Origin of the sequence: Xanthomonas sp. Leaf148 (assembly GCF_001423585.1) — a bacterium.
GTDB lineage: Bacteria > Pseudomonadota > Gammaproteobacteria > Xanthomonadales > Xanthomonadaceae > Xanthomonas.
In genome coordinates this window covers 56,817-69,552 of sequence record NZ_LMOP01000012.1, presented here as the reverse complement: position 1 = coordinate 69,552, position 12,736 = coordinate 56,817, and the positions used below count along the sequence as shown (strand labels likewise).

8 protein-coding genes are annotated in these 12,736 nt (G+C 61.4%); 6 read left to right on the top strand and 2 right to left on the bottom strand.

Features of this window, described 5'->3' with window-relative positions:
• Positions 1-38: 38 nt before the first annotated feature.
• Both ASF90_RS17345 and groL read left to right on the top strand, forming a co-directional pair.
• Positions 39-326: a co-chaperone GroES gene (locus ASF90_RS17345; RefSeq protein WP_055853130.1), complete on the top strand. Its 288-nt coding sequence runs from the start codon at positions 39-41 to the stop codon at positions 324-326.
• Positions 327-473: 147 nt separating this feature from the next.
• A complete protein-coding gene (groL, locus tag ASF90_RS17340; RefSeq protein WP_055853127.1) occupies positions 474-2,114 on the top strand; it encodes a chaperonin GroEL in 1,641 nt (546 codons plus the stop codon).
• A gap of 206 nt (positions 2,115-2,320) precedes the next feature.
• Here groL and ASF90_RS17335 read toward each other — a convergent pair whose 3' ends face one another.
• Complete coding sequence (locus tag ASF90_RS17335) at positions 2,321-3,124, bottom strand: trypsin-like serine protease (RefSeq protein ID WP_055853915.1); 804 nt, start codon at positions 3,122-3,124, stop codon at positions 2,321-2,323.
• 327 nt (positions 3,125-3,451) lie between these two features.
• A complete protein-coding gene (locus tag ASF90_RS17330; protein ID WP_055853125.1) occupies positions 3,452-4,369 on the bottom strand; it encodes a LysR family transcriptional regulator in 918 nt (305 codons plus the stop codon).
• Between the two features lie 112 nt (positions 4,370-4,481).
• On the opposite strand from ASF90_RS17330, the gene ASF90_RS17325 reads away from it, so the two are divergent.
• From ASF90_RS17325 to ASF90_RS17310, 4 genes are all read left to right on the top strand, one after another.
• A complete protein-coding gene (locus ASF90_RS17325; protein WP_055853122.1) occupies positions 4,482-5,408 on the top strand; it encodes an alpha/beta hydrolase in 927 nt (308 codons plus the stop codon).
• A 195-nt stretch (positions 5,409-5,603) separates the two neighbouring features.
• The gene (locus ASF90_RS17320) at positions 5,604-7,985 is read left to right on the top strand and encodes a glycoside hydrolase family 3 protein (RefSeq protein WP_201782837.1); all 2,382 of its coding nucleotides are present in this window, start codon (positions 5,604-5,606) and stop codon (positions 7,983-7,985) included.
• A gap of 338 nt (positions 7,986-8,323) precedes the next feature.
• Positions 8,324-9,211, top strand: coding sequence for a YghX family hydrolase (gene yghX, locus ASF90_RS17315; protein ID WP_055853116.1), 888 nt, complete (start codon positions 8,324-8,326; stop codon positions 9,209-9,211).
• Between the two features lie 666 nt (positions 9,212-9,877).
• Positions 9,878-12,691, top strand: a complete 2,814-nt coding sequence (locus ASF90_RS17310; RefSeq protein WP_055853113.1) for a TonB-dependent receptor — start codon at positions 9,878-9,880, stop codon at positions 12,689-12,691.
• Positions 12,692-12,736 lie beyond the last annotated feature (45 nt).

Below are 12,736 nucleotides of genomic sequence, written 5' to 3'. Positions count from 1 at the left end.
ATTTCCAGACTAATCAATCACTTAAGAGGGTCTTATCTATGAGCATCAAGCCGCTTCACGACCGCGTTGTAGTCAAGCCGATCGAAGCCGACGAAGTTTCCGCCGGCGGCATCGTGATTCCTGACTCCGCCAAGGAAAAGTCCACCAAGGGTGAAGTCATCGCCATCGGCGCCGGCAAGCCCCTGGACAACGGCAGCCTGCGCGCGCCGGTGGTCAAGGTTGGCGACAAGGTCATCTACGGCCAGTACGCCGGCAGCAGCTACAAGTCCGAAGGCGTCGAGTACAAGGTGCTGCGCGAAGACGACATCCTGGCAGTCATCGGCTAATCAGGCGCTATGCGCCGGGAATCGGGAGTTGGGAATCGGGAATGGGCAAAGCGGCTAACGCCCTTCGCCATTCCACCCCGCCCCGATTCACGCTGTTGATCTACCGATCCCCCATTCCCTATTCCCCATTTCCGGAGTTACATACAAATGGCTGCTAAAGACATTCGTTTCGGTGAAGATGCACGCAACCGCATGGTGCGTGGCGTCAATATTCTTGCCAATGCCGTCAAGGCGACCCTGGGCCCGAAGGGCCGCAACGTCGTGCTCGAGAAGAGCTTCGGCGCCCCGACCATCACCAAGGACGGCGTCTCCGTCGCCAAGGAAATCGAACTGGCTGACAAGTTCGAGAACATGGGCGCGCAGATGGTGAAGGAAGTCGCGTCGCGCACCAACGACAACGCTGGCGACGGCACCACCACCGCCACCGTGTTGGCTCAGGCCCTGATCCGCGAAGGCGTCAAGGCCGTGGCTGCCGGCATGAACCCGATGGATCTGAAGCGCGGTATCGACCAGGCCGTCAAGGCTGCGGTCGTCGAGCTGAAGAACCTGTCCAAGCCGACCACCGACGACAAGGCAATTGCCCAGGTCGGCACCATCTCGGCCAACTCGGACGAATCGATCGGCAACATCATTGCCGAAGCGATGCAGAAGGTCGGCAAGGAAGGCGTGATCACGGTTGAAGAAGGTTCGGGCCTGGAAAACGAGCTGGACGTGGTCGAGGGCATGCAGTTCGATCGCGGCTACCTCTCCCCGTACTTCATCAACAACCAGCAGAGCCAGTCGGCCGATCTGGACGACCCGTTCATCCTGCTGCACGACAAGAAGATCTCCAACGTGCGCGACCTGCTGCCCGTGCTGGAAGGCGTGGCCAAGGCCGGCAAGCCGCTGCTGATCGTCGCTGAAGAAGTCGAAGGCGAAGCGCTGGCGACCCTGGTGGTCAACACCATCCGCGGCATCGTCAAGGTCGTGGCCGTCAAGGCACCGGGCTTCGGCGACCGTCGCAAGGCGATGCTGGAAGACATGGCCGTGCTGACCGGCGGCACCGTGATCTCCGAGGAAGTGGGTCTGGCGCTGGAGAAGGCCACGATCAAGGACCTGGGCCGTGCGAAGAAGGTGCAGGTCTCCAAGGAGAACACCATCATCATCGACGGCGCTGGCGATTCGGCCGCGATCGAGTCGCGCGTCGGCCAGATCAAGACCCAGATCGAAGACACCTCGTCCGATTACGACCGTGAGAAGCTGCAGGAACGCGTGGCCAAGCTGGCCGGTGGCGTTGCAGTGATCAAGGTCGGCGCATCGACCGAAATCGAAATGAAGGAAAAGAAGGCACGCGTCGAAGACGCCCTGCACGCCACCCGTGCAGCCGTCGAAGAAGGCGTGGTCCCGGGCGGCGGTGTGGCCCTGGTGCGCGCGCTGGTGGCCGTCGGTAACCTGACCGGTGCCAACGAAGACCAGACCCACGGTATCCAGATCGCCCTGCGCGCCATGGAAGCCCCGCTGCGCGAAATCGTGGCCAATGCCGGCGAAGAGCCGTCCGTGATCCTGAACAAGGTCAAGGAAGGCACCGGCAACTACGGCTACAACGCCGCCAACGGCGAGTTCGGCGACATGGTCGAATTCGGCATCCTGGACCCGACCAAGGTCACCCGTTCGGCGCTGCAGAACGCAGCCTCGATTGCCGGCCTGATGATCACCACCGAAGCCATGGTGGCCGATACACCGAAGAAGGACGAGCCGGCAATGCCGGGCGGCGGTGGCATGGGCGGCATGGGCGGCATGGATTTCTGATCCAGCCGGCTTACGCCGACACGCAACACCGCAGTCAAAAGGAGCCCCGCAGCGATGCGGGGCTCTTTTTTTGCGTGCACCGCGACAGTTATCCCGCTTGCATGCCGATGCGCTATCAGCGGCGCACGTAACGCCAGGCGCAGCAGCCATGGTCAGATGTCACTGCGTCGCGAAGTCTTCGGGCGTAGCGGGCTGCGCGGCCAGAGTTATGGCGACATCACGCCATCGATCCACGCGACATAGCGCGATATGCGGACGTTGTAGACCATTTGTCCGTAGAAACCCGCCTCCAGGGCGTGCTCTGGAACCGCCGTGATCCACGATCCCAGCCCAATGAGTTGCCAGGCGCCCTGCTTCTGCACAACCAGCGGGCCGCCGCTGTCGCCGCTTCCCAACACGCCTTCGAGCGGCAAGCCGCGTGCCGGGGGATCGAATCGATACCAGACATAGCGATCGTTGGCTCCAGTAATGGAGTTGTAGGCCCGCCGCAACACGCCGCGATGTGGCGCATTGGGAATCTGCCCCTCGATGCCATTACCGGTTGCCCCTTTCCCTACCAACATGGCGACTTGCGTGACCTCATCGTTGCCGCGATACAGGGCTACCGGTGCAATTTGCTTCACTGGCGTCTCCAGCTCGACCAGAGCGATGTCATCCGAACCGGCCAGAAAGGCGTGAATCCTGGAAGGATTGCCGGTCTTCAAGGCGTCCTGGCTCAGCGCGTCGGGCATGCGCTTGTAGCCTGGATGGACGACTACGCGCGCAACTTTGTATGCGTGCCCGTCGATGGTCACCTCGGCGTCCATGCCTTCCATGGGAGCTGCGTGTGCGGCGGTGACGACCCACTTCGGCGCGATGAGAACGCCATGCCCTTCGCCTGGCATATCTGCCAGCGCCGCAAACGCAGATCGATCTACTCGATACTTTGAGTCTTCAACATCGTTACGGATGACAACTGCGTTCGCCGCGAACGGCAGCATACAAAGAGCAACTAATAACTGGCGTTTCATGTGCCCGTGCGTCCTTTCATGCATCAACCTGACGGCCATCCACAAGATTCTTGCGGTTCTCGCTTCAATATAGCCGAGCAGTTTCGACACACCACCGGATTTCTGACGAGACGGCATTCGGTAAGACGAAAGCCGGGAAATGAGGGCTGAGTCGGGGTCAAAAAAGCCTGAGAGCGCTTTCCAAGCCGCTACGGAATCAATCAAAAGATGGTGGAAAACAGACGGTGACTTACACCCTGCATACGGTTCTCGTCGCTAACGGCATCCAGTTCACCAGCTGCAGCTCCGACCAAGATGGCTTCGCGCATCTCTTCATTAGTCAGCCGCTCACTGACTGTTTCCGCCCGGTGGATCCGCTCTCCATGCGTCGCTCAGCAGGTCGATAAACCGACGGATCTTGGGCGACAGGTGACGCTTGCTTGGATAGACGACACGGATAGGCTCAGGAGCGGGCTCGAATGTTTCCAAGATCCTGACCAACGTTCCCAATGCGAGGTCATCTCGGATGAGATAGTCGGGAAGTTGGGCGATGCCCAGCCCTGCACAGGCTGAACGTTGCAAGGCTTCGCCACTATCCATGACAAGTCTGCTTGCACCCGAAAAGGATGTATCGCTTTTTCCAGTTCGGAACGTCCACGGTCTTGGTCGCCCTTCGTCTAGAAAGAAACAGCAATGATGCTGAGACAGATCGGATGGGGCTTCTGGCGCGTTGTGCTTCGCTAAGTAACTGGGCGATGCACACGTCACCATGCGTTGGTGCGTGACGGTTCGATTGAAGATGCGCGAGTCTTCGCGTGCAGGTCCGGTGCGCACTGCAATGTCGATACCATCTTCAATCAGATCCACAAAGCGATCGGAATACTGCACAACTGCGCTGACGTTTGGCCAGGTATCGATGAACTGCTCTACTACCGGAAGCACATACCTCATTCCCAGTGTTACAGGAACACTGATGGCTAGGCGGCCATACGGGGCTTCCGAACGAAGCGCCATCGCGGTCTCTGTTTCCTTCAAATCCTCAAGGATCAGAGAGCTTCTCGCATAGAGAACGTGCCCATCGTCCGTCAGGCTCAAGCTCCTGGTCGTCCGGTTCAACAGACGCATACCCAGTCTTTCCTCCAGACGAACAACGCGCTTGCCAACGGCCGAGCGCGTCAACCCCAAACGTTTGGCGGCCAGCGTGTAATTACCGCTATCAACGACTGTAACGAACGCGACAATGTCGTTGATGTTCGTGAGTTCCATTGAGGCCTCTAGGGATTGATCACCGGATCAGTGGGGAACCAAATTCCCCAATCATGCGCCTAATCTTGGCATACCGGTTTTCAAGAACCAATGATCGACTGAGGGAGCTTCTGTGAACGAGAACGTCAAGGCAAGCGTCAAAGAGTGGGCTCAGAGCTTGGCAGAACTTGCCCCAGTAGTGACCGGGGAAAACAAAGAACTCACGATGAAAGAAATCCGCGACAGTTACGTAGACATGCTGGCCAAGCAGTTGCCGCCAGCAGACGTGAGTTTCGAGAAGATCGATCTGAACGGCGTGCCCGCGACACTGGTGACTCCGGCAACGCAGAACACCGATGCCGTCCTGTTTTATATTCACGGCGGCGCCTATATCGTCGGTGCCCCGGATGGATATCATGGAATAGGCGGAAATTACGCGCAGATGCTGGGTGCACGGGTCTACATGCCCGATTACAGGCTTGCCCCCGAGTATCCTTTTCCCACGCCAATTGACGACACGCTAGCGGCCTATAAGGGACTTCTTGCGTTGGGCATCCCAGCCCAAAAAATCGTTTTCGCCGGCGAGTCGGCTGGCGGCGCGATGGTGGTTTCCGTCATGGTGGCGGCACGCAACGCAGGCTTGCCTCTTCCTGCAGCCGGCACTGCGATTTCGCCTTGGGCAAATCTGGAGCACACCGGGGCATCGGTCACCAATCGCGAAGGACTCGATCCGCTGAATACCGGAGCGGGATTACGCTTCTTGGCTCGCACCTTTTTGGGCGATGCATTGCCGAATCATCCGATGGCATCTCCTGTGTTTGCCGATGTCACTGGCCTGCCACCGATCCAGATTCAGATCGGCGAGAACGAGTTGATGTTGAGCGACGCGATGCGCCTGGCGACGCATCTGGGCGACAACCGTGTGCGCGTCGATCTTGAAGTCTGGCCGGGCATGTTCCATGCGTGGCACTTTTTTGCAAACGCACTTCCAGAGGCTCGCCAAGCACTTGCAAGCTCAGTGCGATTCTTGAACGCGCAGCTCGAAAAGACCTCGAGCTAACGCTGTCGGGATGACCTCGCAGAAGCGGCATGCTTGCAACCGACCGATGCTGCTGTTTCAGCACGCTGCTATCGGCGAAAAAGCCGGTAGCAGGGCGGCGTTGGATAGGAGGTTGCTGGCAAGTTGGCGTGACGCTGAGTGGCCAATTACCTTCACCATCCGCTGTTATGCGATGTCTGAGTCATCGATCTTTCATTGAATGCCAAGCGCGAAAGCTTCGCCTCGGTGACAAGCGATCCGCTGCTCGCGCGACGTACCCGTTTGAGCGCAGCGCTTCATCGCATCCACACTCTCAAACATTTATCTTTCCAGAAAATTTTCAGGAGTTCTGTCTTGCACAGCCCATCTCGCAGCGATACGCCTAAAGGCACGGACAACGCTCGCATTGTCGGTGAGGAGCATGTTCGATCGGCTTGTGCGGACGCGCAGCAATTCCCTTGGTCTGATGCAAGCCTGCCAGCAGAGACGCGCGCTTGGCTGGTGGTTCAGGCGATGACCGAGGACGAGAAATTTGCATGGTTGTCCGGGCCAATGGCAATTCCGATTGCAGGCAGTAGCAAGCCGGAAGGTGCGCTCGGATCAGCGGCCTACTACCCGGCAGTGCCGCGTTTGGGCATTCCTGCGCAACAGCAAACCGATGCAAGTCTGGGTGTAGGCAATTTGGCGAATGTACGTCCTGGCGACAACGCCACAGCGCTGCCGTCGTCGTTGTTGCTTGGGGCGACCTTTAATCCAATCATGGCGCGCAAAACGGGCGCGATGGTTGGGCAGGAAGCCAGGGCCAAGGGTTTCAATGTGCAGTTGGCGGGCGGGGCGAACCTGGTGCGTGAGCCACGTGGTGGACGCAACTTCGAATATGTCTCCGAAGACCCGCTACTCACTGGTGTGATCGCTGGCAACTCCGTTGCTGGTATTCAGTCGCAAGGCGTGGTTTCGACTGTCAAACACTTTGCGATCAACCCGCAAGAAACCGGGCGCGTGGTGGTGAACTCGCACATCGCCGATCAGGCGCTCCACGAGTCGGATCTGCTGGCGTTCAAAATCGCGATTGAGATTGGTGAACCAGGCGCCGTGATGCCCGGCTACAACTTGGTCAACGGAGAGTGGGCCAGCGAAAACGCCTATCTCATCAACACCGTATTGAAGGGGGAATGGGGCTATCCGGGTTGGGTGATGTCCGACTGGGGGGCGACACACTCGGTGGAGAAGGCCGCACTTGCCGGGCTGGATGTTCAATCCGGAGCGAACTTGGACCCTGAACCCTATTTCGCCGAACCGCTGCGAACCGCCGTCAGCAATGGCTTGGTCCTCCAATCGCGTATCGACGACATGGTGCACCGTCAGCTGCGTAGCCTTTTTGCTGTCGGCGTCATCGACACTCCGCCCAAGCCAGGCGCCGCGATCGACTACGCCGCGCATCGCCTGTTGGCGCAGCGGTCCGCTGAGCAAGGCATCGTATTGCTCAAGAACAAGGCAGATGTCCTGCCACTTTCGAGAGGCGCTAACCGCATCATCGTCATCGGCACGCAGGCGGACATCGGCGTCGTGGCGGGCGGCGGCTCGTCTGCCGTTACTCCGATCGGCAGCGTGACCAAGCCTGGTTTCGAGTTTATGGGAACGGTGATGGAGAAGGTCTACCATCCCAGCTCGGTCTTGAACGCCATCAAGGCCGAAGCCTGCGCGGCGCAGGTTGTTTATGTGAGCGCGAACGATGCAGCCGCAGCCGTCACAGCGGCGCATGGTGCCGATGCGGTCATCGTCGTTGCCGAAGAATGGCGCTCGGAAGGTCAAGATGCCCAAGGTCTCTCGTTGCCTGATGATCAGGATGCATTGATCACTGCCGTGGCCAAGGCCAACGCAAACACCGTGGTCGTGCTGATCTCAGGTGGCTCGGTCACGATGCCTTGGTTAGACGACGTCGTTGGCGTGGTCGCAGCGTTCTATCCTGGCCTAGGCGGCGGAGAGGCCATCGCTGGCATCTTGTTTGGCCGCGTCAACCCTTCCGGGCGCCTCCCCATCACGTTCCCACAGAGTGTCGAACAGTTGCCGCATCCTGAGCAGCGAGATCCGTCGACCACGACGTCCAATCCGGGGGAGCCGATCAAGGGCGAGATCTTCTGCATCGATTACAACGTCGAGGGCGCCGATGTAGGCTATCGCTGGTTCGACGCGCGCTCGCTAACACCGCTGTTCCCGTTCGGATACGGGTTGTCGTATACGCGCTTTGAAACCCATGACTTTCACGTGAGTGACGAAGGTGGCAGGTTCGTCGCTCGCTTTGTTGTCAGCAATTCCGGCGACCTGACCGGAGCGTATGTAGCGCAGGTGTATGTGGCGGGCGAGGGCGTGATTAAGTTTCCAAAACGGCTTTGTGCCTTCGAGCGCGTCGAGCTTGCGCCGGGTGAGAGCAAAAAGTTGGAACTTGAGATCGATCCAAGATTCTTCGCCAGGTTCGACACCGCAGCGCGTCAGTGGGCGATTTCGGAAGGCACATACAGCGTTCGCTTGGCGGACAACGCAGCCGATCCGGGGAAGTCTATGTCGTTGAACGTGAGCGCTCGCAACGTCAAGCCTTAGAAACACAAAGGTGCAAATCGGCGACTGTGGTCGCAGGCCGAACAAACGCCCTAGCAAGCCGGCTACGGCACCCGCAACGCGCGTGCTTGTTTCCCGCACCGAGCAGCGCTGGGATCCAATGCTGTTTGTGGTCGGCGCCTGGTCGGGCACAGTGCCTTCGGGTACTGGACAGCCACGACACATCCGACCGCGTGCTAGCCGTGCACGGGTCCTGCCGCAGTAGCACGCAAGCCGTTGTCGGGAGGGACCTGCAGACCAAGTGAAGGCAGCGTCGGCGCAGACCGTATGCTGCCTGGCGTGATCGCCCAGCTCGCCAGGCCAGCTCCAGGAGAACGCCGATGCCCCGTCTGACCGCCCAGGATGTTCATCCCGCACTGCTCGAGCTCTACGATGGCTATGTGCACGGCACGCTGAGCCGGCGCGAGTTTCTTGATCGCGCGGCCGCTTTTGCGGTGGCAGGGTTGAGTGCGGCGGCGATCCTGGAATCGATGAGTCCCGACTACGCGCTGGCCACCCAGGTGGAATTCACCGACCCGGACATCGTGGCCGAGTACATCCGGTATCCCTCGCCCAACGGGCATGGCGACGTACGTGGCTATCTGGTGCGTCCGGCCAAGACCGGCGCGCCGGTGCCGGGTGTGGTGGTGGCGCACGAGAATCGCGGGTTGAATCCGTATATCGAAGATGTGGCGCGGCGCGTGGCCAAGGCCGGCTTTGTCGCGTTGGCGCCGGATGGCCTGAGCTCGGTCGGCGGGTATCCCGGTAACGACGAGAAGGGCCGCGCGTTGCAGCAGCAGGTCGATCCCACCAAGCTGATGAATGATTTCTTCGCCGCCGTGGAGTTCTTGATGCGCCGCGAGAACAGCACCGGCAAGGTCGGCATCACCGGCTTCTGTTATGGCGGTGGGGTGGCCAATGCAGCGGCCGTGGCCTATCCCGAGTTGGCCGCTGCCGTGCCGTTCTATGGCCGTCAACCGACCGCCGAGGAGGTCGCACGCATCCGTGCGCCGTTGCTGCTGCATTACGCGGCGCAGGACGAGCGCGTCAACGCCGGCTGGCCGGCCTATGAGGCCGCGCTCAAGGCACAGCACAGGGTGTACGAGGCCCATCTCTACCCTGGTACCAATCACGGCTTCCATAACGATTCCACGCCGCGCTACGACAAGGCCGCCGCCACGCTGGCGTGGGACCGCACCATTGCGTGGTTCCGCCGCTATCTGGCCTGAGTCGATGGCGCGCGTCGCCGTGCGGCGTTCGTTGCCCGGGCCCAGCGCCTGCACCCTGGCGTAGCCGCTCGATGCGGGCACATTAAGGCTGTGAGGCATCGGGTTGTCGCGACGACGCCAGACTGCCGGCAGAAGCGACGCACCGGGATTGCCGACTGCTGAGCTGTCAGTCTCCCGGCTGGTGTGCGTGTCGCGTGCGCACTGCCAAACGCCAAGCGATCAGGAATCAATCGAACCTTGTCACCCAGAGGACAAGCGAACAGGCGGCCAGTCGATCAGGCAAGCTAACGAAACAGGCGACCAAGCCGAAGCGTGCGACGCATCCCCTGCGGAGTGCGCCGCACTTCGCGCAATCGCCATGCGAGCGCAAGCGTGTCCAGTGGATTCGCAAACCCAGGACCGCGATGTCGATCACACTAGCGTAAGAGTGTATTGACACCGATGTCATCGCAGCTCTAGCGTCGCTGGGCAGGCGTTTGCGCCGCGTGGTCGGGGGGCCATCGGACAAGGGGCGGCGGTGCATGCATCGCTGGCAGACGTCGTTGCAGCGCACTGCCACGCCGGCCGCGTCCGGCTTCTCCCGGGGATCTTATGAACTGCCGCAGTCATCGTCTTGCCTTGTCGATTTCCGTATCTCTCGCACTGACGGCTGCCGCAGCGCCGCTCATGGCCCAGCAAACCGAGCCGGACACACCGCGCGCTACCTCCACGCTGGACGCGGTCAGCGTCACCGGCTCGCGCATCAAGCGCGCGCAGGTCGAAGGCGCGCAGCCGGTGGTCACCATCTCCGCGCAGCAGATCCAGCAGGAAGGTTTCGCCACCGTCTACGATGTGCTCAACAGCATGAATCAGCAGGGCTCGGTGGAAGCCGACACGCAATGGGGCTCGCACACGCCCAACGCCTCGCCGATCAATCTGCGCGACCTGGGGCCGGGGCGCACCCTGCTGCTGGTCAACGGCCACCGCGTCGCCGATTACCCGCTGCCTTACGGCGGCGAAAGCAACTTTTCCAACTACAGCAACATCCCGTCCGCGGCGGTGGAGCGCATCGAGATCCTCACCGGCGGCGCCTCGGCGATCTACGGCTCGGACGCGGTGGCCGGCGTGGTCAACGTGATCCTCAAGCGCGACTACCAGGGCGACCAGGTGCGCCTGCGTGGCGGCACCGCCACCGAAGGCGGGCGCGACAGTTTCGATGTGTCGTGGGCGGGCGGACGCACCGGCGAAAACTGGAGCGTGACCTACGCCCTGCAGGCCACGCGACGCGACCCCTTGAGCGGCCGCGATCGCCCGGAAATGGACGATTCGGACGACATGTCCTATTCCAACTGGACCGGCCAGAACCGCCTGTATGGCTTCAATCCATTCACTGGCCTGAGCCTGGTCGATGCCAACACCAACCAGCGTCTGGCGCCGCCTGCGGGCACCTGCGCGCGCTTCGGCGGCGAGTTCGTCGATGCGCAGCGGCTGAGCTACGACCAGAACAGCGGCGCGCTCAGCAATACCGGCAACTATTGCGGCGTGGCGCGCGATTACGGTGACTGGGGCCTGGTCACCGGCAGCGAAGATTATTCGGCGTATCTCTACGGCACCTGGAAGTTCGGCGAGGCCACCGAGGCCTGGGCCACGCTGTCGGCCAACCGCAGCATCGGGCGCTGGACCTATGACCCGCCATACGCGTATCTGGGCCCGTTCCAGGACGCGGCCACCGGGCGTTCGTTGAACCTGATCCGTCAGCTCACCCGGCGCGAAGCCGGCGGCTGGGACCGGCTGGCCAACTACAACAAGGAACAGTCGTGGGATCTCAGCGCCGGCCTGCGCGGGGTCTGGGCCGACCGCTTCGATTGGGAGTTGAGCGTGGGCCGCTCACGCTACACCGTGGACGAATACATCCGCACCGTGGATACCGCGCGTGCCACCGAATACTTCCTCGGCAGCCCCACCGGCACCGCCGCCGATGGCTCGCCCATCTATGCAATCAACGAAGCGCGCCTGTACGCACCGCTGTCGTCGGATCAGTACGACGACCTGGTCGCCAAATCGCACAATGCCGCGTATTCCTGGGTAAATCAGGCCAGCTTCAGCCTCAGCGGCGATCTGGTGCAGGGCTGGGCTGGGCCGATCCGCTTCGCCACCGTGGCCGAAGTCGCCAAGCAGGGCTATCAACTGTCGCCGGACCCGTGCGCCAACGAGTGCTACCCGGTGGATGTGGTCGATAGCGGCGGCGGCGAACGCGTGCGAAGCTCCGCCGGCCTGGAATTCCAGATCCCGTTGCTGTCCACGTTGAGCGCGAATGTGGCCGGTCGCTACGACCGCTATGGCAGTTACCGGTCGTCGGCCGCCATCGCCACCGATGTCGGCACGCAAAGCGATACCACCTGGAGCGCGGGCTTGGAATGGCGCCCGGTCGAGAGCCTGTTGTTGCGTAGCACGCTGGCCACCAGCTTCCGCGCGCCGGACATGCACTACGTGCTCGGCGAACCCAGCTCCACCAACCAGACCGTGATCGATCAATACCGCTGCATTTCCTCCGGCGCCTACCTCACCGGCGGCTGCAACGACGAAAACAACGATATCTACTACACCGTGGATGTGAATCGGCGCGGCACCCCGGATCTACGCTCGGAAACCGGCCGCTCGTTCACCGGCGGAGTGGTGTGGGACATCGCGCAAGGGTTGTCGCTGAGCGTGGATTACTACCGCATCCAGCTGGAGGAAATGATCAAGGATCTGGACCGCGACGAGATCCTGTCCGCCGAAGCCGGCTGCCGCACCGGCACCACCGTCAGCGGTGGCGCCTGGAACAATCCCGGCGGTGCGGGCTATTGCGACACCATCACCTCGCGCGTGGTGCGCAATGCCGACGGCACCATCGCCAGCATCGAGCGCGGCCCGATCAACCTGGCGCAGATGGAAACCTCCGGCATCGATGCGTCGTTGAAATATCGCCTTGCCACCGCCGGCTGGGGCAACTTCCAGCTGTCGCTGGATTACAACAACCTGATCGCCTATCGCGAACAGATCTACCGCACCGACAGCGACGAAAACCGCCGCGACGAACGCGTGCGCAGCCGGGTGCGTGGCAGCGTGCATTGGGACAACGGCGGCGCCTGGGACTGGACGGTGTACTTCCGCCGGCTCGGCTCGATGCGTGCGGTCAATTGGGGCACCTGCGCGCGCTTCGACGATGGCTACCAGCCCAGCGCATCGGACCAATGCCTGGTAACCGACACCGCCAACGTGCATCTGGGCGAGAGCAGCAAGCGCTACTTCGGTCGCGTGGGCCCGGCGATCTACTGGAACCTCAGCACCGGCTACAAGATCACCGACCACGCCAAGGTCAACTTCTACGTCAACAACGTGTTCAACGAAGTGGGCTACGAGAACAAGGAGCGCTTCTACGGCTACGGGTTCTACAACACCACCTTGTTCAACCCGATCGGCCGCGAAGTCGCAGCGGAGTATGTGTTTACGTTTTGAGTGATGTGGTTGCTGCATGCACACCACGTCACGGCATGATCGCTG

What these genes read in the sequence shown, in the direction of transcription:
- ASF90_RS17345 (WP_055853130.1), top strand. Translation starts at nt 39, where the DNA reads ATGAGCATCAAGCCGCTTCACGACCGCGTTGTAGTCAAGCCGATCGAA.
- ASF90_RS17330 (WP_055853125.1), bottom strand. Translation starts at nt 4,369, where the DNA reads ATGGAACTCACGAACATCAACGACATTGTCGCGTTCGTTACAGTCGTT.
- groL (WP_055853127.1), top strand. Translation starts at nt 474, where the DNA reads ATGGCTGCTAAAGACATTCGTTTCGGTGAAGATGCACGCAACCGCATG.
- ASF90_RS17310 (WP_055853113.1), top strand. Translation starts at nt 9,878, where the DNA reads ATGGCCCAGCAAACCGAGCCGGACACACCGCGCGCTACCTCCACGCTG.
- ASF90_RS17335 (WP_055853915.1), bottom strand. Translation starts at nt 3,124, where the DNA reads ATGAAACGCCAGTTATTAGTTGCTCTTTGTATGCTGCCGTTCGCGGCG.
- yghX (WP_055853116.1), top strand. Translation starts at nt 8,324, where the DNA reads ATGCCCCGTCTGACCGCCCAGGATGTTCATCCCGCACTGCTCGAGCTC.